At 63.5% G+C, this 23,203-nt stretch carries 25 protein-coding genes and 1 tRNA gene; 17 read left to right on the top strand and 9 right to left on the bottom strand.

Annotated elements, in window-relative coordinates:
• From gcvPA to MU856_RS11495, 8 genes are all read left to right on the top strand, one after another.
• Positions 1 to 1,359, top strand: coding sequence for an aminomethyl-transferring glycine dehydrogenase subunit GcvPA (gcvPA, locus tag MU856_RS11530; RefSeq protein ID WP_263587650.1), 1,359 nt, complete (start codon positions 1 to 3; stop codon positions 1,357 to 1,359).
• Positions 1,356 to 2,903, top strand: a complete 1,548-nt coding sequence (gcvPB, locus tag MU856_RS11525; protein WP_186402681.1) for an aminomethyl-transferring glycine dehydrogenase subunit GcvPB — start codon at positions 1,356 to 1,358, stop codon at positions 2,901 to 2,903. Before gcvPA ends, gcvPB begins: the two co-directional genes overlap by 4 nt.
• Positions 2,903 to 3,247 (top strand): hypothetical protein, encoded by a 345-nt coding sequence (locus MU856_RS11520; RefSeq protein WP_062900548.1) that lies wholly within the window; start codon positions 2,903 to 2,905, stop codon positions 3,245 to 3,247. Before gcvPB ends, MU856_RS11520 begins: the two co-directional genes overlap by 1 nt.
• Before the next feature lie 12 nt (positions 3,248 to 3,259).
• Entirely contained in the window at positions 3,260 to 3,709 is a 450-nt protein-coding gene (locus tag MU856_RS11515; protein WP_058812652.1) for an ABA4-like family protein, read from the top strand.
• A 7-nt stretch (positions 3,710 to 3,716) separates the two neighbouring features.
• Positions 3,717 to 4,241, top strand: coding sequence for a CcdC protein domain-containing protein (locus MU856_RS11510; protein ID WP_062900546.1), 525 nt, complete (start codon positions 3,717 to 3,719; stop codon positions 4,239 to 4,241).
• Positions 4,238 to 4,873, top strand: a complete 636-nt coding sequence (locus MU856_RS11505) for a DUF938 domain-containing protein (RefSeq protein WP_186402682.1) — start codon at positions 4,238 to 4,240, stop codon at positions 4,871 to 4,873. Before MU856_RS11510 ends, MU856_RS11505 begins: the two co-directional genes overlap by 4 nt.
• Positions 4,874 to 4,997: 124 nt before the next feature.
• Positions 4,998 to 6,557 carry a fatty acid--CoA ligase gene (locus MU856_RS11500; RefSeq protein ID WP_263587649.1) on the top strand — a complete coding sequence of 520 codons (1,560 nt, stop codon included), beginning with the start codon at positions 4,998 to 5,000 and terminating at the stop codon, positions 6,555 to 6,557.
• Positions 6,554 to 7,762, top strand: coding sequence for an acyl-CoA dehydrogenase family protein (locus tag MU856_RS11495; protein WP_186402684.1), 1,209 nt, complete (start codon positions 6,554 to 6,556; stop codon positions 7,760 to 7,762). Before MU856_RS11500 ends, MU856_RS11495 begins: the two co-directional genes overlap by 4 nt.
• On the opposite strand, the gene MU856_RS11490 is transcribed toward MU856_RS11495, so the two are convergent.
• On the bottom strand, positions 7,757 to 8,389 hold the full coding sequence (locus tag MU856_RS11490; RefSeq protein WP_062900542.1) for a glutathione S-transferase family protein: 633 nt from the start codon (positions 8,387 to 8,389) through the stop codon (positions 7,757 to 7,759). The two genes, MU856_RS11495 and MU856_RS11490, sit on opposite strands and share 6 nt — an antisense overlap.
• On the bottom strand, positions 8,386 to 9,318 hold the full coding sequence (locus tag MU856_RS11485) for a DMT family transporter (protein ID WP_062900541.1): 933 nt from the start codon (positions 9,316 to 9,318) through the stop codon (positions 8,386 to 8,388). The genes MU856_RS11490 and MU856_RS11485 overlap by 4 nt, the downstream gene beginning before the upstream one ends.
• 141 nt (positions 9,319 to 9,459) lie before the next feature.
• Here MU856_RS11485 and MU856_RS11480 point away from each other — a divergent pair.
• A tRNA-Trp gene (locus MU856_RS11480) sits at positions 9,460 to 9,535 on the top strand.
• Positions 9,536 to 9,752: 217 nt separating this feature from the next.
• On the top strand, positions 9,753 to 10,748 hold the full coding sequence (locus MU856_RS11475; RefSeq protein ID WP_263587648.1) for an SDH family Clp fold serine proteinase: 996 nt from the start codon (positions 9,753 to 9,755) through the stop codon (positions 10,746 to 10,748).
• Between the two features lie 238 nt (positions 10,749 to 10,986).
• Here the strand turns inward: MU856_RS11475 and MU856_RS11470 are convergent, their stop codons facing one another.
• Genes MU856_RS11470 through MU856_RS11455 form a run of 4 tightly spaced genes read right to left on the bottom strand, consistent with a single transcriptional unit; the run spans position 10,987 to position 18,251 of the window.
• Complete coding sequence (locus tag MU856_RS11470; RefSeq protein WP_263587647.1) at positions 10,987 to 16,425, bottom strand: thermonuclease family protein; 5,439 nt, start codon at positions 16,423 to 16,425, stop codon at positions 10,987 to 10,989.
• Positions 16,407 to 17,459, bottom strand: a complete 1,053-nt coding sequence (locus MU856_RS11465) for a hypothetical protein (RefSeq protein WP_263587646.1) — start codon at positions 17,457 to 17,459, stop codon at positions 16,407 to 16,409. Before MU856_RS11465 ends, MU856_RS11470 begins: the two co-directional genes overlap by 19 nt.
• Before the next feature lie 19 nt (positions 17,460 to 17,478).
• Positions 17,479 to 17,934 (bottom strand): hypothetical protein, encoded by a 456-nt coding sequence (locus MU856_RS11460; protein WP_263587645.1) that lies wholly within the window; start codon positions 17,932 to 17,934, stop codon positions 17,479 to 17,481.
• A gap of 11 nt (positions 17,935 to 17,945) precedes the next feature.
• Complete coding sequence (locus MU856_RS11455; RefSeq protein WP_263587644.1) at positions 17,946 to 18,251, bottom strand: hypothetical protein; 306 nt, start codon at positions 18,249 to 18,251, stop codon at positions 17,946 to 17,948.
• A gap of 252 nt (positions 18,252 to 18,503) precedes the next feature.
• On the opposite strand from MU856_RS11455, the gene MU856_RS11450 reads away from it, so the two are divergent.
• Positions 18,504 to 18,785 carry a hypothetical protein gene (locus MU856_RS11450; RefSeq protein WP_263587643.1) on the top strand — a complete coding sequence of 94 codons (282 nt, stop codon included), beginning with the start codon at positions 18,504 to 18,506 and terminating at the stop codon, positions 18,783 to 18,785.
• Between the two features lie 60 nt (positions 18,786 to 18,845).
• Here MU856_RS11450 and MU856_RS11445 read toward each other — a convergent pair whose 3' ends face one another.
• Positions 18,846 to 19,169 carry a hypothetical protein gene (locus MU856_RS11445; RefSeq protein WP_263587642.1) on the bottom strand — a complete coding sequence of 108 codons (324 nt, stop codon included), beginning with the start codon at positions 19,167 to 19,169 and terminating at the stop codon, positions 18,846 to 18,848.
• Between the two features lie 179 nt (positions 19,170 to 19,348).
• On the opposite strand from MU856_RS11445, the gene MU856_RS11440 reads away from it, so the two are divergent.
• The 6 genes from MU856_RS11440 to MU856_RS11415 all read left to right on the top strand — a co-directional run bounded on the left by MU856_RS11440 (position 19,349) and on the right by MU856_RS11415 (position 22,361).
• Complete coding sequence (locus MU856_RS11440) at positions 19,349 to 19,738, top strand: hypothetical protein (protein ID WP_263587641.1); 390 nt, start codon at positions 19,349 to 19,351, stop codon at positions 19,736 to 19,738.
• Complete coding sequence (locus tag MU856_RS11435; RefSeq protein WP_263587640.1) at positions 19,735 to 20,046, top strand: hypothetical protein; 312 nt, start codon at positions 19,735 to 19,737, stop codon at positions 20,044 to 20,046. The genes MU856_RS11440 and MU856_RS11435 overlap by 4 nt, the downstream gene beginning before the upstream one ends.
• Entirely contained in the window at positions 20,043 to 20,399 is a 357-nt protein-coding gene (locus tag MU856_RS11430) for a hypothetical protein (protein WP_263587639.1), read from the top strand. Before MU856_RS11435 ends, MU856_RS11430 begins: the two co-directional genes overlap by 4 nt.
• Before the next feature lie 109 nt (positions 20,400 to 20,508).
• Positions 20,509 to 20,724, top strand: a complete 216-nt coding sequence (locus MU856_RS11425; protein ID WP_263587638.1) for a hypothetical protein — start codon at positions 20,509 to 20,511, stop codon at positions 20,722 to 20,724.
• A 191-nt stretch (positions 20,725 to 20,915) separates the two neighbouring features.
• The gene (locus MU856_RS11420; RefSeq protein WP_263587637.1) at positions 20,916 to 21,668 is read left to right on the top strand and encodes a hypothetical protein; all 753 of its coding nucleotides are present in this window, start codon (positions 20,916 to 20,918) and stop codon (positions 21,666 to 21,668) included.
• 90 nt (positions 21,669 to 21,758) lie between these two features.
• Entirely contained in the window at positions 21,759 to 22,361 is a 603-nt protein-coding gene (locus tag MU856_RS11415; protein ID WP_263587636.1) for a hypothetical protein, read from the top strand.
• A 46-nt stretch (positions 22,362 to 22,407) separates the two neighbouring features.
• Here the strand turns inward: MU856_RS11415 and MU856_RS11410 are convergent, their stop codons facing one another.
• Both MU856_RS11410 and MU856_RS11405 read right to left on the bottom strand, forming a co-directional pair.
• A complete protein-coding gene (locus MU856_RS11410) occupies positions 22,408 to 22,644 on the bottom strand; it encodes a hypothetical protein (protein WP_263587635.1) in 237 nt (78 codons plus the stop codon).
• A 26-nt stretch (positions 22,645 to 22,670) separates the two neighbouring features.
• Complete coding sequence (locus tag MU856_RS11405) at positions 22,671 to 23,012, bottom strand: hypothetical protein (RefSeq protein ID WP_263587634.1); 342 nt, start codon at positions 23,010 to 23,012, stop codon at positions 22,671 to 22,673.
• Between the last annotated feature and the right edge of the window lie 191 nt (positions 23,013 to 23,203).

Here is a 23,203-nt window from a genome sequence, read left to right as displayed (position 1 = left end):
ATGCGTTACCTCCCCCTCACGCCCGATGACCGCAGCGCGATGCTCGCGGCGGTCGGTGCTGCCTCGATCGACGATCTGTTCGTCGACGTGTCTGCCGAAGCGCGGCTCGACGGCCCGATCGCCGGCCTGCCCGGCCATGCCAGCGAACTGGCGGTCGAGCGCCATATGGCCGCGCTCGCGCGGCAGAATCGCGCCGCCGGCGACGGTCCCTTCTTCCTCGGTGCGGGCGCCTATCGCCATCATGTGCCGGCGAGTGTCGACCATCTGATCCAGCGCGGCGAGTTTCTGACCGCCTACACGCCCTATCAGCCCGAAATCGCGCAGGGCACGCTGCAGATGCTGTTCGAGTTCCAGACGCAGGTCGCACGTCTGTTCGGCACCGACGTCGCCAATGCGTCGATGTACGACGGCTCGACTGCCTGCTGGGAGGCGATCGTGATGGCGCGGCGCATCACCAAGCGCGGCAGGGCGTTGCTCTCGACCGGCCTCCATCCCCATTATCGCAGTGTCGCGCGGACGATGGCGAAATATACCGGTGACCAGCTTGTCGACGGCGATCCGACGCTTGAGGCCGGCACCGACTGGGCCGCGCTCGCCGCCGCTGTCGACAAAGATACAAGCTGCGTCGTCGTTCAATATCCCGATATATTGGGCCGCATCGACGACATGAGCGTGCTTGCTACGGCATGCCAGGCGGCCGGTGCGTTGCTGATCGCGGTCGTCACCGAACCCGTTGCCCTGGGCCTCATCAAGTCGCCGGGCGAGATGGGCGCCGATATCGTGGTGGGCGAGGGGCAGGCGATCGGCGTCGGGCTCCAGTTCGGCGGGCCTTATGTGGGCCTGTTCGCGTGCAAGACCAAATATGTCCGCCAGATGCCGGGGCGGCTGTGCGGCGAGACGGTCGATGCCAATGGCAAGCGTGGCTTCGTTCTGACACTGTCGACGCGTGAGCAGCATATCCGGCGCGAGAAGGCGACGAGCAATATCTGCACCAATGCAGGGCTTTGCGCGCTGGCCTTCAGCATCCACATGACCTTGCTCGGCGAAGCGGGGTTGCGGCGGCTTGCCGGCATCAACCACGGGCGCGCCAAGGTGGCAGCGGCGGAACTGGCGCAAGTGCCGGGTGTGTCGGTCGTCAACAGCGGCTTCTTCAACGAATTCACGCTGCGGCTGCCCGTCGACGCGCGCGCGACGGTTCACAAGCTCGCCGAAAAGGGCGTGCTCGGCGGCGTGTCGCTCGGGCGCCTTTATCCTGACAATGACGCGCTGGCGAACGGCCTGGTCGTCGCCGTCACCGAAACCGCGACCGAAGAGGATATCGCCGCCTTTGCCGCGGCGCTGAAGGAGGTGCTGGCATGACCGCGCTCAACCCCGCCGGCTGGCGCCCCGAAATGCACGGCGCTGGTGGTGCCGCCGATACCGCGACATTTACCGGCAACCGCGCGCTGATGCTCGAGGAGCCGTTGATCTTCGAGATCGGCTCGACCGCGACCACCGGCGTCGACTTCGACGAGGCGGCGCCCGCTGCCGATCTCGGCGCGCTGATGCGCCGCGATCCCATCGGCCTGCCGGGGCTCAGCGAGTCCGAAACGGTGCGCCACTATACGCGCCTGTCGCGCCAGAATTATGCGATCGACCTCGGCCTCTTCCCACTTGGCAGCTGCACGATGAAGCATAACCCGCGCCTCAACGAAAAGGTCGCGCGGATGCCGGGCTTTGCCGACGTGCATCCGCTCCAGCCGCAGGAAACGGTGCAGGGCGCGCTTGCGGTCATCAACGAACTCGCGGTGTGGCTGATCGAACTCACCGGCATGTACGGCGTCGCCATGTCGCCCAAGGCGGGCGCGCACGGCGAGCTTTGCGGGATCCTGTGCATCAAGGCGGCGCTCGAAGCGCGCGGCGAGGACCGGCGGGTGCTGCTCGTCCCCGAAAGCGCGCATGGGACCAATCCCGCAACAGCTGCCTTTGCCGGCTTCACGGTCGAGGATATTCCGGCGACCGCGGAGGGGCGCGTCGATCTCGCGGCGCTCAAGGCGCGGCTCGGCCCCGATGTGGCGGGCGTGATGATCACCAACCCCAACACCTGCGGCCTGTTCGAACGCGACATGAAAGCGATTTCGGACGCGGTGCACGCGGTGGGCGGCTATGTCTATTGCGACGGCGCCAACTTCAACGCGATCGTCGGCAAGGTTCGCCCCGGCGACCTTGGCATCGACGCGATGCACATCAACCTGCACAAGACCTTTTCGACCCCGCACGGCGGCGGTGGTCCCGGTTCGGGGCCGGTCGTGCTGTCGAAGGCGCTCGCGCCCTATGGCCCGATCCCCTATTCGGCGCGCTACGCCGACGGGTCTTTCAAGCTGGTCGAGGAAGAAAGCGCGGGCGCCGAGCACCCCGACACCTTCGGTCGCATGACCGCCTTCCACGGCCAGATGGGCATGTTCACCCGCGCGCTGGCCTATATTCTCAGCCACGGGGCCGACGGGCTGAAGCAGGTCGCCGAGGATGCGGTGCTCAACGCAAACTATATCCTGCGCAGCCTGGAGGATGTGCTCGATGCGCCCTTCGCCGCGTCGGGACCATGCATGCACGAGGCGCTGTTCAGCGATCGCGGGCTTGCCGAGGGCTTCTCGACGCTCGACATCGCCAAGGGACTGATCGACGAAGGCTATCACCCGATGACGGTCTATTTCCCGCTCGTCGTCCACGGCGCGATGCTCGTCGAACCCACCGAGACCGAATCGAAGGCGGTGCTCGACCAGTTCGTCGGTGCGCTGCGCAGCATCGCGCTTCGCGCAAAGAACGGCGATCCGGCGCTCAAGTCGGCGCCGCATTTCGCGCCGCGCGCGCGGCTCGACGAGACGCTGGCGGCGCGCAAGCCGGTGCTTCGCTGGGAGGATTGATGCGCGCCGCGGGCGAGGATGAAAGCGGTGCCGCGCCGCGCCGGGGCGGCTGCGGTCTCGCCGCCGCCTTGTCGCTCGTCGTCTTCGCCGCGATCTGGCTGGCCGCGGTAACCGGCTACGGCCTTGTCGCCGAACAATGGGAAATCGTCCGGCCCCGCCGCGCGCTCGCGCACCACTGGGTGTTCGGCTATGCGCCGCTCATCGCGCTGGGTTTCGCGCTGCTCACCGCCTTCGTCGTGATGCGGCGGCGGGCCGCGGCGCGAATGACGCTGCTGATTTTGTCGGCGGGGCTGGTTGCATTGTTCGGCGGAATCATCTTTCTCGGCGTCGGCGGACTGATCTGAAGGGGAAAAGCGATGAGCTGGGATAGCGTTTTCCTGCTGGCCAATTATTGGGCGATCGGTGGCTGGCTGCTTCTCGCCTTCGCGCCGCGCGGGCCGAAAGTGCTGGCGCTGATCCTCTATGCCGGGGTCTTCCTGCTCTGCCTCGCCTATGCCGTGATGCTCGGCGGCTTCCTCTCCGGCACGATCGATGCCGGCGGAACCGGCGGCGGCAATTTCACGACGCTGGCGGGGGTGATGAAATTATTCGACAGTCCCGGCGGCGCGACGCTCGGCTGGACGCATTATCTGGCCTTCGACCTGTTCACGGGCATGTGGATTGCCCGCGATGCCGATGCCAAGGGTTTCAGCCGGATCGTCCAGTTCCCTTTCCTGTTCCTGACGCTGATGGTCGGGCCGGTCGGGCTGCTGGCGTGGCTGATCGTGCGCGAACGTCGCGCGCGGGCGCAGGCAAAGGCGAAGTGAGGCGGTCATGAACGCCGGAACCGCCCCGTCGCCGCTGCTGCATTATCTGATCCCCGCCGGGGTCGTTCTGCTCGTGCTGTTCTTTAGGCTGCGCTCGGTCGGCAAGGCACGGCGGTTGCGGCTCGAACGCCTGTGGATATTGCCGACCTTCTACGCGCTGTTGCTGGGTTTCATTTTCTGGAACGCTCCGCCGCACGGACTGGTGTGGATATGGTGCCTTGTCGCGCTCGCGGTCGGCAGCGGCCTCGGCTGGATGCGCGGCAAGTTGATGCAGGTTGCGGTCGATCCCGACACGCATGAACTCAGCCAGACCGTGTCGCCCGCAGCGTTGCTCTTCTTCGTCGCGCTCATCTTCATCCGGGGTGTGTCGCGCAACATGGCCGAAGGCGTCGCCGGCCACGGACAGGCGGGGTTGATGGCCGTTACCGATATCCTGATGGCCTTCGCGCTCGGCTTCATCGTTTTTCAGCGGGTCGAGATCGCGCTGCGCGCCCGGCGCCTGCTCGCGGCAGCGCGTTCGTCGCGGCGATGAAGGGGCCGTGGACGCCTTCGGACGGCGGCGAGGGCGACAAGCGCCATGCCCCCGCAACCTTGCGCAATCGCGACACGATCGCCGCGGTGCTCGGCGACTGGCTCCCCGCGTCGGGCACGGTGCTTGAGGTGGCGAGCGGTTCGGGCGAGCATGCCGTCCATTTCGCCGCCGCCTTCCCGAAGCTTGACTGGCAGGCGAGCGACCCCGACCCAGCCGCGCTCGCCTCGATCGCGGCCTGGAGCGCCGAGGCAAGGCTGCCGAACATCGCCGCGCCGCTGCACCTCGACGCATCGGCGCCGGACTGGCCGCTGGGACATGCCGATGCCCTCTTGTGCATCAACATGGTGCATATCAGCCCGTGGGCGGCGACGCTGGGCTTGTTCGCGGGGGCGGCGCGATTGCTGGGATCGGGCGCCCCTCTGATCCTTTACGGCCCTTATCTCGAAGCCGATGTCGCGACCGCCGACAGCAACCTTGCCTTTGACGAGAGCCTGCGCAGCCGCAATCCCGCCTGGGGGCTGCGCGAAGTGGAGGCGGTCGTCGATGCGGCCGCGCCGCACGGATTTGGCTTAACCGAGCGCCGCACCATGCCGGCGAACAATTTGATGCTGCTGTTCCGCAAACACAGCTGAGTCCGGCGGCGCGCCCAAGCTGTCACTGCTGTCAGGTTGGGCGTTCGGCGCTTTACCTTGGCCGCCGAAGCTTTAGCGTCCTTCTCGATTGCAAATAGCAACGCGATTCGAGGAGAGAGGATCGATGGCTGCCGACGTTTCGGACCTTGTCAGTTTCGACGAATTCATCACCCACTGGGCCGCCGACCGGCCGTCGCGCATTGCGATGCGCGAAGAGGACCGATTGTTCACCTATGCCGAGCTTGAGGAGCGGACGGCGCGCGTGGCAAGCGCGCTGCGCGCCGCGGGGCTCGAGAAGGGCGATCGCATCGCGTGGATCGGCAAGAACAGCGACCTCTATTTCACGCTCTTCTTTGGCGCCGCGCGCGCCGGGATCGTCATGGCGCCGATCGGCTGGCGGCTTTCGCCCGTCGAATGGGCCTATATCATCAACGATACCCGGGCGAAGATCGTCTTCACCGGCCCCGGTTTCGACGCGGTGCCCGATCAGTTGGCGGGCAAGCTCGACCATGCGCCGCGCATCGTCGGCGATACCGAGGCACGCGCGCTGATCGACGCGACGCCGCGCGCGCCCTTCACCCCGTCCGGTCCCGACGATGCCGTGCTGCAACTTTATACCTCGGGGACCACCGGCAGTCCCAAAGGTGCCGTGCTGTCGAACCGCAATTTGTTCGCGTTGCGGAAAAACTCGGCCGACGCCGATCTGGCCTATACGAAATGGGACGATGACGAGGCGGTGCTTGTCGCGATGCCCTGCGCGCATATCGGCGGAACGGGGCTTGGGATCATGGCGCTGGCGGCAGGGCTGCCCGGCATCATCCTCGCCGAATTCAATCCCGACGGGGTTTTCGATGCGGTCGAACAGCATGGCGTGACGCGCTTCTTCATCGTTCCCGCGGCGCTTCAGATGCTGCTGCTCCACCCGCGCTGCGGCACGGTCGATTACAGCCGGCTCAAATATATCCTCTATGGCGCGGCGCCGATCCCGCTCGAACTGCTGCGCCAGTGCATCAAGATGTTCGGGGCGGAATTCATCCAGGCTTATGGGATGACCGAAACGACAGGCACCATCTGCATGCTGCCGCCCGAGGATCATGATCCCGAAGGCAACAAGCGCATGCGGTCGGCGGGCAAGCCGCTGCCCGGCGTGGAGATCAGGATCATCGGCGACGACGCGCAGGATATGCCCGTGGGCGCGGTGGGCGAGGTTGTCACGCGCTCTTCGAACAATATGCTCGGTTACTGGAACCTGCCCGAGGCGACCGCGCGCACGATGACGGGCGACGGCTGGATCCACACCGGCGACGCCGGCTATATGGACGAGGACGGTTATCTCTACATCCACGACCGGGTGAAGGATATGATCATCACCGGCGGCGAGAATGTCTATCCGGCGGAGGTCGAAAGCGCGATCTACGGCCACCCGGCGGTGCAGGAAGTCGCCGTGATCGGCATCCCCGATCTCAAATGGGGTGAAACGGTCAAGGCGGTCGTCGTGCCCAAGCCCGGGACGACGGTGGAAGAGGCCGACATCATTGCCTGGGCGCGCGAGCGCATAGCGCCATTCAAATGTCCGCGCAGCGTCGACGTGATCGAGGCGCTGCCGCGCAACGCCAGCGGCAAGATTCTTCGCAAGGATCTCCGCGCCCCTTATTGGGAAGGCTATGAGCGGATGGTGAATTGACGGCCGATCCGATCCAGAGGCAGGGGCTGGAGGCCTTCCGGCAGGAGGTTCGCGGCTGGATTGCGGCCAATCTGACCGACGATCTGCGCGATGCCGCGGCGCGCGCGACGAGCGTGTTCGTCGACAAGCCGCATGCGATGGCGTGGCAGGCGATCCTGCATCGCCATGGCTGGGCGGCGCCGCACTGGCCGCGCGAATATGGCGGGACCGGCTGGGACGAGACACAGCGGCATATCTTCGATTCCGAACTCGCCGCTGCCGGCGCGCCCAGCCTGTCGCCGATGGGATTGCGCATGGTCGCGCCGTGCATCATGCGCTTCGGCACCCCCGAGCAGAAGGCGCATTATCTGCCGCGTATCCTGTCGGGCGAGGATTTCTGGTGCCAGGGCTATTCCGAACCGCAGGCAGGATCGGATCTTGCCAGCCTGTCGCTCCGCGCCGAGCGCGATGGCGACGATTATGTGCTGACCGGGTCGAAGATCTGGACGACGCACGCCCATTTCGCGAACCGCATGTTCTGCCTGGTGCGCACCAGCCGTGACGGCCGCCCGCAACAGGGCATCACCTTCCTGTTGCTCGACATGACGCTGCCGGGGATCGAGGTGCGGCCGATCCTGACGCTGTCGGGCGACCATGATTTCAACCAGGTCTTTTTCGACAATGTCCGCGTGCCGCAATCGGGGCGGCTCGGCGAAGAGGATCGGGGGTGGGGCGTCGCCAAATATCTGCTCGAGTTCGAACGCTCGGCGGCTTACGCTGCGGGGCTGACCGCGGCGCTCGATCGCCTGCTGGCCGGCGCGGCGGCGCGCGATTTCGGCGAGGGCGGCACCTTGCTTGACGATCCGGCGATCCGGCGGCGTTTCGCACGGCTCTATACCGATGTCCACGCGATCCATGCCGCCGAGCAGCGGATGATGGCGGCAATCGCGCTCGGGCGCAGCCCCGGTCCGGCGTCATCGATGCTGAAGGTGCAGGGAACCGAGGCGCAGCAGCGGATACAGGAACTGGCGGTCGACATCGCCGGTCCCTACGCGGCGCCGCACCAGTTCGCGGCGCGCGCGCCGGGCAGCAATCTGCCCTTCGTCGGACCCGAAGACGATCTCACCGCTTCGGCGCGCTATTTCAACGGTCGCGCCGCGTCGATCTATGGCGGGTCGAACGAGATTCAGCGCAATATCATGGCCAAGCTGATGCTGGGGCTATAGCTGCGGCGCGTCGGTGCGCTGGCGTTCGCGGGCGCGAAGGAAGGCGGGGCGGGCAGTGCAGCGATGCAGCCAGTCCGTCGTCGCTTCGCCCAGCACGTCGGCCGCGCCCAGCGTTGTCGCAAGGAAGGCGGCATAGCCGATCACGATGTCGGCGGCGGTGAAACGGCCGGCGACCAGCCAGTCGCGCCCGTCGGCGAGCGCCGCCTCGATGCTCTTGGCGCGGCCGCCGAAGAAGGCCTTGTAATCGTCGACCGCCTGCGCGAGCCGGCGCTCGGCGGGTTCGACGCGCGTGTAGCGGATCATGACCGCGAGCGGGAAGGTCAGCGTGGCATCGCTGCGGTGCAGCCAGTTGCGATAGTCCCAATAATCCGCTTCGTCGCGGCGCACCTCGAGCGCACTGTCCTCGACGATGCGTTCGCATATGGCCGCGGATTCGGTCATCACCCGTCCGCCTTCGACCCAGCCCGGCACCGTCATCAGCGGATTGACGGCGCGATATTCGGGCGCAAAGGCGCGCGGCGGAAAGGGCAGGACGCGCAGGTCGACGTCTGCGCCCACCTCTTCGACCGCCCACAGGCAGCGCAGCGAGCGGGCATCGGGGCAATGGTAGAGGATGGGCGGGGTCATGCGGTGATATCCTTCATCCGTTCGATATGCAGGCGATGCTCGCGCCAGGCGATGAACAGCCCGCTCGCGACGATCAGCGGCGCGCCGACCCAGGTCGTCTCCGCAGGCAGGGTGCCAAAGAAGAACCAGCCGCAGGCAATCGACCACAGCAGGCTCGAATAATCCATCGGCGTCACCACCGCGACAGGCGCGAGGCGCAGCGCGCCGGTCAGCGACAATTGCACCACTGCACCGAGCAGGCCGAGCCCGATCAGCAACGCCCATTCGCCGGCGCCATGCGCGGTCATCACGAACGGCAGCGCCAGACCGAGCGGGAGCATCGAGATCAGACTGAACCAGAAGACGATCGTCATCGGACTTTCGGTGCGCGCCAGATCGCGGACCTGGATCGTGATCAGCGCGGTCATCACCGCCCCGCCGAGCGCAATCAGCGTGCCGAGCCCGTGATGGCCGGTGAAGCCCTGCGCGACGAGCGTCGTCGGATTGAGGACGAGCAGGACGCCAAGGAAACCGACCAGCACGGCGCTCCACCGCTGCCACCCCGTTGGCTCGCGGAGGAACAGCGCGGCAAAGATCACCGCGAAGATCGGCACCGACAGGTTGATCGTCGTCGCCTCGGCCATGGGCAAAAAGATCATCCCGCCGAAGTTGAGCGCCATGCCGGTCAGCCCCATCATCGCTCGCCGCGCATGGGTGCCGATCCGGTGGGTGCGATAGATGGCAAGGCCGCCCCGCGTCAGCGCCCAGCCGACGAGCATCGGCAGCACGATCGCCTGCCGCCAGAACAGGCTCTCGACGATATGGATGCCCGCGGCGTCGATCCGCTTCACGAGCACGAACATCAAGGAGAGGCTGAGCATGGCGAGCAGCCGCAGCGCGATGCCGCCCAGATAATGCTGCGGAACCTCGGGGGACGGGGCGGTGCTCATGCGCCGTTTCGCATATCAGCCTGCCGATGCTTTGCAAGCTAGGGTTCCGGCCCGAGCCAAGCGGCGACAACAATGTTGGGATCGATCGTGCAATCCCCTTGCGCGCGGCCCCCCGTTACGGCTAAGGGCGCACTCCGGCCTAGGGGTATAGCTCAGCTGGTAGAGCATCGGTCTCCAAAACCGAGGGTCGCGGGTTCGAATCCTGCTGCCCCTGCCATTGTTTCAATGGTTTAGCCGGACACAAAGCTGGTCGAGCGCATGGCTCCCAGTGTGGATAATCACAAGATAAGCACCAGAACGAAGAAGCCGGGTTTAGCGGATCACCACGACCGAGAGACGATGATTTCTGAAAAACGCCCTGCGCTAACGATCCTTGACTCCTTGCCTCCCCCGCTGGCAACCACCTGTAACTTTTCAGGGAGGGGCTTCGGGTAGTGAGCGATTATTCGGTTCGAAAGAGCCTGCTGGAGCAAATCGAACAGGAGCGCAGCTCTCGCGCCTTACTGTACGTGACCGGTGATCGACCAGGGATGGAGACGCAGATTTCAGATGTGATCGACATGGTGGTCGATCACCTCGATACGATGTGGCCAGCCAATCGCATTTCTCTGATACTGCACACTAAGGGCGGGAACACCGCTATCGCTTGGCAGCTAGTTAATCTCCTCCGGACATTTTGCGATGAACTGGAAGTTGTAGTTCCCTCACGGGCGCTGAGCGCCGGCACCCTGATATCGCTCGGCGCTAACCGTATCGTTATGACTAAGCAGGCCGTTCTTGGGCCCATTGATCCCAGCTTGAACAGCCCGCTAGGACCTCAAATTCCCGGATCGCCTCACCGAGCGGCTGTGAGCGTAGAAGCTATACAGGGTTACCTGAACGTAGCCCAGTCTGAGCTTGGGATCACCGACGCGAACGCACTCGCGTCGATCTGGAACAATCTAAGCGCCCAAATCCATCCGCTTGTCCTTGGGCAGATTTACCGCACCCGTCAGCAAATTCGCGATCTCGCTAAACGGCTGCTCGAGCATCAGAAGGTCGAATTGCAACAGGCTGAGAAGATCGTCTCCTTTCTTTGCAGCGAGTCAGGAAGTCACGATCACGCGATCAACCGACGGGAGGCGTCCGAACTCGGGCTGGCCGTTGAGAAGCCCAGCGCCGACTTTTACGAGATGCTAAGAAAAATTGAGGCAAGCTACGTGGAAGAGCTTATGATTCGAGTGCCGTGGAACCCGGACACGCAGCTTGCGGGCAATCCGAGTATTGATTATGATGTTCCAAGGGCGCTGATAGAAAGTACTACCCACGGCTCCCATCAATTTGCTTCCAAGGGTACACTGACACAGCTCAGCATACCAAACCCAAATGGGCCGCCGCAGATTGGACTAAAGGACGAACGAAAGTTCGAAGCTTGGCAGAAGGTTGCATGACGATGGACAGCATATCTTTCGGAATCGACATTAACCTCATCAGGCGGGATGGGGCAGCAACCCCTAATCCTTTCTTCGAAACCGCCGCAGCGCCTGAATCCCTCAGCTCCATAAGCCGGGGGGCCATCCTCGTCCGAGATATGGACGAGCCGGTCCAGTTCCCGTTCGTTGCGAGCGTCCGTAGCGATCCCCAGTAATACAGCGCCGCCGCCACCGCGCGCACGGATGTGATTTGGTGCTATCTATCCAGCACGAACCCATCTGGCAGCGGATCGACTTGGAACCCGGCAGGCGGCGACGAGCGCCCACCCTTGCGCTTGCGTTCCGGCCTCTCAGCGTTCAGCGGCTCACCGCCCACAACGTGCGCCTTTGCAGCCTTGCGCGCCGCAGCAAGGGCCTTGCTGATTTCTTCTGCCTGTGACTCCCGATCCATCGCCCGGTAATCAGGCGAGGCCATTAGCTCCCCGATCCACTTGCGAGCAAGGTTGCCGACAATGGGTTGCAGGCGGTCGAATTGCTGCGGCGTCATGTCACCGATCTTAGGCGGCGATACCGTTGCGCCCACGCGCAGCGCCTCCTGCGTAAGCGGGTCTTTCCGGTCGGTGCTGGTCCAAATGGGCGAGATGATATCAGGCCCGACGCCGCCCTCGCTGACAATCGGCTGCCCCCAAACATCACGCTTTGGCAGAAGCTCGTCAGACTTACCGGGCATGCGCGATTGCATGTAGCTGCCAATGTCCGGCGCTTCCCTCATGATGGGATCGATGACACGGGCAAGCTGCGCTGCGCCGGTCGGGACAGTGGCCGAGCCGACAAGGCGCTTGATGAAGTTGCCCGAATAGCGTTCGGGGTCTTTCAGCGCGTCTAGGGCGTCGGTAATCCCTGAAAGCCAAGTGCGGCTTGCAAAGTTCGACATGACCGAGGCGACCCACAGAAACGCGTTCTGGTCCATTTCGTCGGTCGGCACGTCATCGCCCATCGTGGCAATGTCCGCGGCGGTCCCGAACGTCATGGCGAAGGGATCAAGGCGCTTGTAGCTGTAATAGGTATCGCCAATCTTGATGCTGTAGGGCTGCCAGCCGCTCGCGAGCAGAAGGCGGCGCTTGTTCTGATCGCTCGGGTCGGAACCCGTAATGACGCCATCGCGGGCAAGCTCGGCAATCATCGCGCCGATACCCGAACCGACCATGACCTTTGCAAGCGCCAGATCGCGGCGAGCGCCACCGGCTGCAAAGTCCTTCCGCCACTCCTTCACCATCGGGGCAAGCGGCGAACGTTCGGCCGTAAACTTGATGAGATTGGTCGGGGTGCGGACGAACGGGAGAACGGCTTTCAGATAGGGATGATTCTGCGTAATGCGCGACAGCCCACCGGCAGGCCCGTCACCTAGCGGGCGCTGGAACGTGACATAGCGCCCGTAATCGAGCGCCTTTTCCATCATCGCGTCGGTGGGATCGGCAAGAAGCTCGGCAGCGCGTTCCTTTGCCGCCTGTCCCTTTAGCCCTTCCTTGCCCGCCTGGCGCACCGCGAGGCCCGCCAGTTCCATACGCCGAGCCATCGCCTTAAATAGTTCATCCTCAGCAGTCAGCAGGCGCGTGGGAACGCGGAGGATTTCGCCCTTGATACCCGGCACAGCCTTTTGGGTCTGCGATTCCATCTTCGTCACAAAGTCCGCAGTCTCACCAGTGCGGAACGCGCGCCCAAATTCTCGCAAGCCTTCCTTGGTCCCTTGCAGCAGGCCAACGGCGCGGGCGCCCAGCTCGCCGAATAGAACGCGGTCGGCCTCGTCACGCTTGAAGGCTTTCCGAGCTGCCCCGACGCCAGCCGCTACCGCATGTTCGGGAAGCTGGCCTAGCGCCGTCATGGTATTGGACAGAATGTTGACCATGTGAGTTTGCGGGCCGGACAACAGGTAATTATACCAAATTTCCTGCGCGCGATCGGCAAAGGTCGGCTTGCTCACCTTTTCGACAAAGCGATTCAGGTTGGCAGGGTCTTGGGCCAGATCAAGGATGCGGTCGGCGGCATCCTTCAACCGCCCAGCACCGCCCCCGGCGCTTGCCAGCCCTTCCAGCACTCGACCGGGCAGGTCGCGGCTATCCGCTGCCATACGGAACGCAGACAGCGCGCGCCCAGCTTCCGCCGTCATGCCGCTAACCGCCTCCTGAATTGCGGTATGGCGCACAAGGGCCTTGCGGAACATCGCCAGCGCCTCCGAACCCGGATCGTCACCCAGCGAGCGGATACGCTTCGCCATGTTGACCAGTTCGTTGCCCGACTTGGCGAGGATCACGCGGGCCGAATAGGCTTCCTCCGCGCTGAAAGCCTGCCCCTTGCGACGGGCAAGCAAATCGTCGGCCGTCATTCCGAGATCTTGCGCAAGCGCCTGCGTCTCGGCAAAGCTGATCTTGCCGCGCCGTGCAGCATCGAATCCGCCGGCCACATTGTCTGCAATCTTGAGCGCCTGCCCGATATCCTGCGGCGTCTCCAGCTTATCGACGCGCACGTTACCGACCTTGGACACTACGGCATTAGCCCAATCGTCATAGGCCGTTGCGGGCGGGGTATTGGCGATCACATCGTCTAGGGTGGCGGGCTGCCCCACGTCCTGCGCCAGCGGCGCGCCTTCCTGCCGTGCGCGTTCGACCGCGTAACGCTGATCCCGTGCGCCCTCGAAAGCCTGAATCTGCCCTTCGTCCTCAGGACGGAACCGGCGACCGACACCCCGATAGGTATCATCGAGCGCGGCTAGAAATTCCTGATTGGTCGGCGGCCGGTCCAGTTCGGGGAAATACCCTTCATTGTAAGCCTTCTGTGCCATATCCTCGACAGACAGGCCCCGTTCCTGATCGACAAGGCGACCGAGGCGGTTTTCGCCCCCGGTGAAGTCCTCGCCCTTGCGGGGCGCGTTGGTGATACCCGACGCGGCTAGCTCGCCGCCTTCATCACGTAGACCGCCTTGCGCGCGGGCGAACGTCACAAGGTCAGCAGGACCGCGACGATTGACCATCACGTCAGGATTGCGGGCCGAGGGATATTGCTGCGTCTGAAGGTAATCACGCTCACGGGGCGCGGTAACGTCCTGATAGGGACCACGACCCAGCGCCGCCATATCTTCCGCCGTCGCCTCATTGGCGGGACGCGGGAGAACGTCGCCCGGTTCAACGCGAGCAGTAGCAGCGCGCATCATGGCGTCTGTGGGGCCATCGAGCAGGCGCGTGGGGCGATTGGCGTTCACGTCCAACACGTCGCGCAGTCGCGGCGAGGACAGCGCGGGCATGGCCTCTGCATCCATATTGGCTCGGCCCTGCGGCGCATCCAGCACGAAGCCGCTAGGTGGCGCATCCTGCGCTTGAACGTCGATCCAGCTACGCTCACGCTGCGGTGCGCGGAGCAGTTCCCCAAGCGAAAGACTGTTGGTGATTTGCGTCTGTTCGGGATCGAGCGCAATCACAACCCGATGGCTAGGGCCATCGCCCCTGCCATAACGCCCCCCGCCGATGTGGGTGACGCCATCGTGACCCATGCCCCGAACAACATCGTTCATCATCTCGGCGCCTTCCCATTTGGGCAGGCCCTCTTGCCTGATAGCGTCCTCGACTTCGCGGAAGGCTTCCGCGTTCGTCATTCCCGGCCTGAATTGGTCGGTGTATTGACCCGCGGCCTTTTCCCATAGGGTCAGATCGGCTGGCGCATCCATATCCAACGGATTGCGCACATTCTGCTGGACGCCATAGATCGTGCGCCCTTCTGGCCCCCCAGCGGCTTTCATACCCTTTGCGGTATATCCAGCCGCGACAGACGGATTGTCCGTCAAATAGGTGCCCTGTCCAAATAGGCCGTAATCAGCGCGCCCATAGGGGTCAAATTCCGTAATACCAGCGCGAGGGGACCCGTGAAACATCGTTCCCTTTGCTTGGGAATTTGCCCAATCCTGTATCTTGGGCATGATGTCGCCAAGCGTCGGGGCCTTGCCAGTCACCGGGCCGGGATAGGCAGACGCGACCCGCTCACCCAGCGCGGGCAAGCCAATGCCGCCGCCATCGGAAGGGGCAATGTCGATCCTATCAATTGCGCGCGGAACAGCGGGCGCAGACTCCCCACGCCCCAGCAGCCTGCCAGCGCGACCGAGCAGCGGGCTAAGCAGTTCGCCACCTTTGCCCAAGGCACCGCCCAGGACGCCCCCAGCAGCGGCATTTAGCGGCACATTGGCAAGGCGCTGGCCTAGCGTCCCGTCACCGGACCCAAAGCCGTAGATTGCCCCCTCTGCGGCGCCCAGCTTGGCTAGGCCGCTCGCACTCCGCACACCACCGCCATAAGGCAGCAGCAGGCCCGACGCGAGTTGACCGCCAGCCCGTGCAAAGGGGTGCCGCGTCTCGTCGAAATCGATGATTGCGCGGTTCTGGCGCGTGTTGTTTTCGTAGATATCACCGAAGCCGCGATCACTGTTCCAGATCGTTTCGCGGTTGGTCGGGCCACCGATAGCGCCTTGCAGCCACGCGGGGGCGACCGCATCAATCGCGCCGCCAGCCTCGTCGATAAAGCCGAACGGATCGGCAAGACCGCGACCAGCCGCACCCCATGCACCGTCGCCGGGGTCGATAATCGGGATCGGGACGTTCGGATTCTCACCGCGAGCGCGGGCCTTGAAGAACGCATCAACGTCGCGGGGATCGAAGGTCAGGCCGTTCACATCGGCAAACTGTTGCAGCGCGTTGGCGTCGGCCTTGGGATCGCTCAGGACGGCGTTATAGGCTTGCTGCACTTCGGGGCGCAGACCGGCAAAGCCATTGGCGAGTTTGAAATCGCGGAGCGCCTGCGCGTCCCAGCCGGAATAGTCGATTGTGCCAATCCGCTGCCCTTTGCGGATGGCGTCAAAAAACTTCTCGTCGGCCGGTGCCGAACCTTTGAACCCGCGCTGTTTCCAATAGGCATCAAGATCAGCCTGCCCAAAGTCAGGCTTGCCGTATTGCGTGGACAGCCACGAAAAATAGTCCGCTTCCTGTTCGTTGGTCAGGCGCTTTAGATCGGGTTTGAGTTCGGGAACGTCGCTCGACCACACCATTTCTTCATCGGGGCGGAGCTTCTGATTCCAGCGCTTTGCCGAACGATAAATGTCCGGCGACATATATTCAGTTTGGTGCGCGCCCTGTCGGTTGAGGCGGGCAAGCCGTTCGTCCTCCAAATAGCGAGCGCGGCGCGCGGGATCGGCGCCCATGTAATCAGGCGCAGCCAGCGCGGTCCCGCTCAGCAGCGACTTGCGGACAGGATCAGCCCAGCCATTGCCGAGCGTCACGACAGGCCGGTTATAGGATTCCTTGCCAGTGCCGAACGCGGGCTGCGAAGGGCGGATATAGCTTGATAGGGTTTCGGTCCCCATCTGCCCAAGGTTCACCGGGGGCTGGCCGGGATGATAGCCCATTTGCCCTTTCTCGAACGCATCGACGCCGAACAGCCGCCCAAGCAGATTGTTGTTAAGCCGGATGGTGTCACCGTCCACGGCCTCGCCGGTCGCGGTAAAGACCGAGCCGCGATCAGTGATATCGGGGCCACTATAGGGATCGAGGTTCACCCGTCCGCGCTTGGGACGCGAAGGCGGATTGTCGAGCCGAAAGCCGCTGGGCGGCGTGTCGAGCTGGAAGCCGGGGGGAAGTTCACTCACTTGACCGGCACCCACTTGCCGCCGCGATACACGACCTTTTCGCCCGTCTTGGGATTGGTTGCGGTCTGGCCGTCGCGCACGGTGCCAGCAGCCGAGCCACCACGCCCGCCAGACGTGGGCCGGGGGTGCGTCTCGCGATAGGTCGGGGAGCCGCGAAGCTGTAGGCGGTTGCCCTGCCTCACGCCTTCCATTCCGATGCGGTTCTGTTGACGGACGCCCTCAAGGCTGACGCGGTTGCTCTGTCGGTTGTCCTCTTCCTGCATCGCGTTCGCGGTCGCGGTCGGGCCGCTGTGGCGCAGCACGTAATCCGCCATCAACGTGTTATATTCCTCCGTTCCCGGCTGCGCGCCGAGCGCCGCGGCATAGTCCTGGGCCTCAGACGGCGCCACGTAGAGCGTCTGCGATTCTCCGGTTGCCGGGTTGTAAGCAAAGCGGCGATTGCCGACCGTGGCATAGTCAGGCTGCGAATTGCGGAATTGCCATTCCTGCGCCATCTCAGCGAGGCGGCGGCGGTGATCGGCTGCGGCTTGGTTCTCACGGATGCGGGTTTGCGCGAACATCGGCGCTTGTCCGTTCGCGCCCAGCAGCGCATCGCCAAGGATGCCCGCGAGCATACGGAAATCAAGCCCGCCTTTCTTCTTCTGATCGTGCGCGATGCCCATTTGCGGGGTTGCACTGTCGGCCGGGACGCCAGCGGGCGGGGTTGAGCCAATGAGGCTGCGAGGCGCGCCGAAGGGACCGCCACGCATCGACGGCGCGGGAGTAACCGATTGCGTGGGCAGTTGGTCCATAAGGTCAGGACCGACAAGCTGCGGCCAGTTGCTCGGCGGCGGTGGGGCCTGATCGATGGACGGGGGCGCCATAGTGTCGGGGCTTGCGGCAACGTAGGCCGTGGGGCTTCCCGGCTCGACAGGGGACATGCCGGACGTTCCCGACAGGGGGCGGCGGCGCGAGCCACCAAACAGCCCGCGCGGAAGGTTCGGAGCGGGAAACGGGATCAGGCCGAGCATTGCGGCCTCTTGTGCGGTCTGCGGCTGGCGGGTGGTCATTGTCTGTTGGTCCTATCTGTCAGGCGAAAGCGGCGGCGCCGAAGGCAGGGGCGAAGATCGCCCGATATTCCTTCGCGGCTTGCATGATTGCGGGGTTCGCATTGTCAGCGGCGATGTTGAGCGAATCCATCAGCGCGGCAGCGTTGGCGGCTGGCAGCACTTCCGCCGCGAGTTCGAGCATTGCGAGCGATTGCCCTATCCAGTTTTCGGAGGCGTCATGTTCGCCGCACTCGGCAAAGGCTTGCCCAAGGTGGGCGCAATGATCGGACAGCAAGACCAGCGCGTCAGGCACACCCTGAGCGGCAGCGAGGCGGGCAAAGTTCACCCCCTCGATTGATCCTACAATGTCATCGGCAACGCCTGCCAATACGAGGTCGCGAGCGGTGCGAGACAAGCGAAGCTGCGCCGAGGCATCGCCGGTTGCCGCTAAGCGCAGATCGGCCACGTTTTGCGCATCGGTGGGGGTTACGTCCATTGTCCGGCTCCTCAGTGGATAGCGGGGGAGAAAAGGCGGTTGGTCTGCCCGCCGAAATGCTCAGCAAAGAGCAGCCCGATTTCAGCTAGGCCGGTAGGCGTATCGAGCTTGGCGAGCAGATCGACCGAGCTATTCGCCAGCCCGTTGACGATGACGGCGGGGTCAAGGCCGTGGTGGGCCGCAATGGCATTGGCACAATAATGAATATCGGCGTTCGTCATGCGGTAACGCGCCTCGCGGCCTTCCCGGTTGGCCCGCAATGCGGCATCGAGCGGGCGCAAGTCGTCGCCGCCGGAATCGTCGTTGGTGGGGTGCATGGCACTCTCCGCGATGTAGGGTAATGGCTGCGACCGGCAGCGCGTAAGCTGGCGGGGTATCGGCTAACCGTTAGTGCGACAAACCAGCCGCAGCCGTGGGATTTTGCTTAGCACGATTGATCGAAAAAGTCAATCAGAATGGGGCCAGTGATCGGCTAAACCGATATTGCCGATACCCGCAAAGTTTCGCCAGACTTTGCCTAGAATTGGGGTGGGCTATTCGGCTCTTGCCAATGACGGCGAGCAGGACGCATGATGCCCGCCATGAGGGGCGTTATAACCATTGTAGGGATTTTGGCGCTTTGCGGGTGCAATGAGGCGCCGCACAGGGCGACGGCGGAAGAGAGCCGAAGATTGAGTAAGAACATCGTCCTGGCGATGTGTAGCGACGATCAGAGCCAAAAGGCTATGGCGCTATCTCGTATCGTCGAGATTACCAACGGCGACAGTGATTACCCAGAACAAGGCGTGTATGACGAAGCGTCAGACTACGCCGAAAAGGGATGCCCAAGCACCGAGGCGCCAACCAAATAGACGGGCCGCAACGCTATGATCGTGGCGAACCAATCCTAACGGCACAGAAGGGTGATAGGTTCATCCCTGCGGCGGATTAAGGACCGCATGGGCGACAGGCCACACACGGCGCACGATATCGCCATCTAAGCCCGCCGCTGTCAGATCGTCGCAAAGCTCAGGGTCGAACGGTTCAGCGAACCATTGCCGCCAGATTGCAAGGCCGCCACGAGCGCGAGAGCGCTTCAATATTTCCTCCCATTCCGGCGCGTCTGGATTGGTGCGGCGCTCAAAGCTGACCATGGCCTCAACAGCCGCCAAGACGTCATCGGGACTAACCCCGAGAGCGCGAGCTTTCAGATTCTTGCGATAGCGGGCCTGCCGCTCAGCATTAGATAAAACCATGCGCCGTTACATAACGGAAACCAGCGCGACGCGCAAGGTCGTTACGTAACGGGCTTGACTGTTAGCCCTTTCGCCGTTACGTAACGAACTGCCAAGGCCGGAAGCCAAGGCGCGCCGAGGTAGGGATTGCCGTCCCAACCCCGGCGCTAATCGCAACCCTGCACAAGAGGGATACGACTATGGAAACCGTTACCACCACAATTGCGCCCGCGAAAGACGCGGCAATCCTCACGGCATGGAGCCAGTATGTCGAGGCGAACGCAGCCCTTGACGCGCTGCTCGAACAGGCTGGCAAGGGATGCGCACAGACCCCCGCCCAAATGGCGCAGACCGACGCAATGGATCGTGCGGAAATCTCGATCCAGCGCGCGATTGCGCAGACGCCCGAGGGCGCAGAGCGTCAGCTTTGGCTTGCGCTGGCGCACACCGTCACCGAAGCCACGGACGACGCGGCGGCAAACCGCTGCGATCTTGCCCACTTCCTCGACCACGAAACCGCGTTCGATTGGAACGTCCGCCTCATCATTTCGGCAATCCGCTCGCTTCGCGCGCAAGGCGGTGCAGCATGAACCGGCACGAACTGCCCGAGCGCCTGCGCGGCATGTGGATCAGGCTGGAGCGCGATTACCGGGCCGCCCGCGCGCAACTGGAAAGCGCCGCGACCTACAGTGACGCAACCCACAACGCCTTCACGGACGCGATTGACGCGATCCTGTTGGCGCCCGCCGAAACCGCCGCCGATATCCGGCTCAAGATCGAAGTGATCCGCGATCACGATATTTTCGATGAATGGTGGTGCGCCAAGGAAGCGGCATCGATGCTTGCTATCGACGCCAGCCGCATCCTTCCATCGCGTCAGATCGGGGGTGCAGCATGAGCGCCGCCGTCGTGAAGCTGCCCACCGCTGCGCGCCGTCAGGTCAAGCAGCCGTGCAACAAATGGTCGCGGGAGGCGAAGCGGGCCATGCGCGAGGCCCAGCCCGTGCGCTTCGACTATTGCCCGCCCTTGCGCCGTGAAGCCGAGGCCATCGCCCGTGCAATCTATCCCATGACGCCGGAACGCTGGCTAATGGTCGCCATGCTCCACGCCATGCCCGCCGAGGCGTTCGAGAAGCTGACCGCTTTTGCTGTCCACGGACAACCGGCAATCAGGGGGATGATGCAGCTTGCCAAGGGCGGCACGGGCCTGAGCCTCGCTGTAATGGATGCCCTTGAAAGGATCGGGCAGTGAGCGCCCCGCGCGTCAAGGTGGGGGCCTCGCCGGTCCCCGCCATCGTCGCCGCGCTCGCTGTCTCATGGTTCACCATCCAGATGGTTGACCTTGCAATGGCGGTGCTGAAATGAGCGCCGGGGTTCGTCTGTGGCGGGGGGCTTCGCGGCTCCCCGCCGATATCGCCCTTTCGGTCATTCCCAGCCTGCCGCGGAATATCTTGGAGCGGCTGGCGGCGCAGATCGTCGAGGATGCTGCAAACGCCATCTATGACGGCGAGGACGCGGGAACCATCATCTTGCCCGGTGCCAACGGTGCCGAGCCTACAGCATGGAGGGCAAGCTAATGCGGGCGCGAGGTCCGGCCCCTGCCGTCCAAGTGACGCCACGCCTGTTTGCCGAAATGGTCGCGGCCCTTCGCACGGGACAAAGCCAGCAGCAGATTGCCCGCAATGTCGGCCTGTCATTCGGAACCGTGAACCGTTGGCTTGCCCCCGTCGTGGGAATCTTGCGCGAGCAAGGGGAGCTATCCCGCCCCATGCCCCGCAACATCACCAAGCCTGTCAGGCTCACCGCCGAACAGGTCGCGGAGATTGGCGAGCGCGCCAAGACGGCGAACAGCTTGCGCCAGATCGCAGAGACAATGAATCTCGGCAAGGAAGCGGTGCGGCTGAACGCAACACCCTTCATCGAGGCCATGCGGGCGGCCGGGACGCTTGGGCAATGCACTTGCGGGCGCGAGCGGTTTCATCCCCATTTTTGCTCCCGCACCGCAACGAATCCCGCTGGACGGTGGGACACACTGGAGCAACGGGAAAAGCGCGCGGCTATCGTCGCAGCGATCATGGCAGGCGACACGTTCGCGGCGATCGGTCAGCGGTGGGGCATAACGAGCGAGGGCGCGAAGGGCTATTTGCGCTGGCTCACGCCCGACCAGCGGGCGAAGCGGCGCCAGTTGCAGGCCGAGCGCGGACAGGCCTGCACGTTCCGGCCCCACACCGACCAGCTATACACACGCATTGCCGCAGCGGTGCCGCGCTGGCTGTCGGAGGCAACGAGAGACGACGCGATCAGCGATATCTATCTCGCAGTTCTAGAAGGGCATCTATCGGCTAACGACGTTGGCAAGGAAGCAAGCCGATACGCTTCGCGCGCGGTCGATCAATGGGAAAGCAAATTTGCCCCGCGCTCGCTCAATGAACCAGCCTATCACGGGGCAAAGCATATGCTTGGCGACAGGATCGCAGACCCGGCCAGCCTTGTGCCGCTGGAGCATCGCCTAGCGATGTGACGCGAGAAAGGTCCGAAACGGGTGGGGGCCGCAGGTTTATGCTCGCCGCCCCTTTCTTATCGCGCTATTATAATACGCGTGGAGGGGTGGATGCTACTCGTCATTCAAGTCGCAGCCGGAATTGTCCTAGCCTATCTTGTGATCAGATTCCGACACTCATTGTTTGCTGTCGCTGCGACAATAGCAGTTGTCGGTGTAGTAATCGCTGCGTTGGTGGCATTGAGCGCCGGGGCCTCCTTGTTGGCTGATCGCATACATATAAATTGGGAAAAAGTTGCGACGACTGCGGGAGTTATCCCCCTGTTCGCCTTCGCCGGAATAGGGGCATATGGTTTGCTCACTCTGTTCCGCACCATTTTTGATACTGAACGGCCAAGCGCCGATGGAGACGGCTGCTTTCCAGTTCTTGGACTCTTTGCGCTCTTAAATATGGCGATCCTTGTTGTTACAACGGTCGCGGTTGAGGCCATTGTTCCTAACAATCCCATATCGAGGTTGGGACGCGCAATCGACCAATGGTCCCGCTCGTCTGGCTACAAGGATCTCGGATCAACCCTTTTTGCAACTGGGATGATGGCAGTATGGCCTTGGGCTATCCTGCTAATACTAGCTGGCATCGCGCGAATGCGCGCCAACATGACCACCCGAAATCTGGATAAGCCTGTTGTGGCAGAAGATGAGCGAAACCCGTGAAGGTGTTGAGCCGCGCGCAGCGGTTAGGAGAAGGGCGCAAGCTTCGCTATTCGCTGCCCAACATTGCGCGAATTTCACGCTCACCCAAAGTTCGATCGCCAATCAGGATAGCGTGGCTGGGCTGATGCGAAGGCGGAAGATTTTTCCACTTTTCGAGAACATCCCCGAGCGGCCCTTCTGCTACCTTTCCTGCGCTCACCCAGATCGGCTCATCTGGCGCGGTAGCCATGCCGCCCGATTTGCGGAACAGCGTCGCGTGCTGGGTCAAGTCTTCCTGGGTCACAATTTCCTCCGTTATGTGAGGCGCTATCAAGCGGCGGGCATATCTCCATCTTGCGGCAGATGAGAGGCCAGCGGCACCCACGACGCCCGCCAAGCCTTGAACGCCGCATCATCGGCCGGAGCTTGTCCTGTATTGCGTAGGGCCTTCCCACGCGCGCAAATCCGCGATTGCAGATCGTTATCGCGTTCCTGCATCTGCTCCATCTGCGCCCAACTGTCCGCATTGACGTTGGCGGGATCAGCAGTGATGAACCGCATCAGCTCGCCATATTCCCATGCCTGATTGCGAAACTCATCGAGAAGCGCACGGTCGGCAGGATCGTCGCTCGCGATAATGTAATCGACCCACCCGCAGCCATCTTTGCCCATATCGATTCCCTTCGGCGGCAAGATGCACGACCCACCGCGTTAGGGCTATGGCAACTAGAACCGGATACGGACCTTTCCGCGTCGTGGCGTGTCGCGAGGCAACTCCCTGATCGCCTCGGCATCAGGGATGCGCCCCAACCGGAAGGCGGGCGGAGGCACGCCACGCGCACCTTAGCCCGGAAAGTGAGCCG

Source organism: Sphingopyxis sp. GC21, assembly GCF_025727575.1.
GTDB classification, from domain to species: domain Bacteria; phylum Pseudomonadota; class Alphaproteobacteria; order Sphingomonadales; family Sphingomonadaceae; genus Sphingopyxis; species Sphingopyxis terrae_A.
The sequence above is the reverse complement of the archived record's forward strand: the minus strand, read 5'-3'. Positions and strand labels throughout refer to the sequence as shown.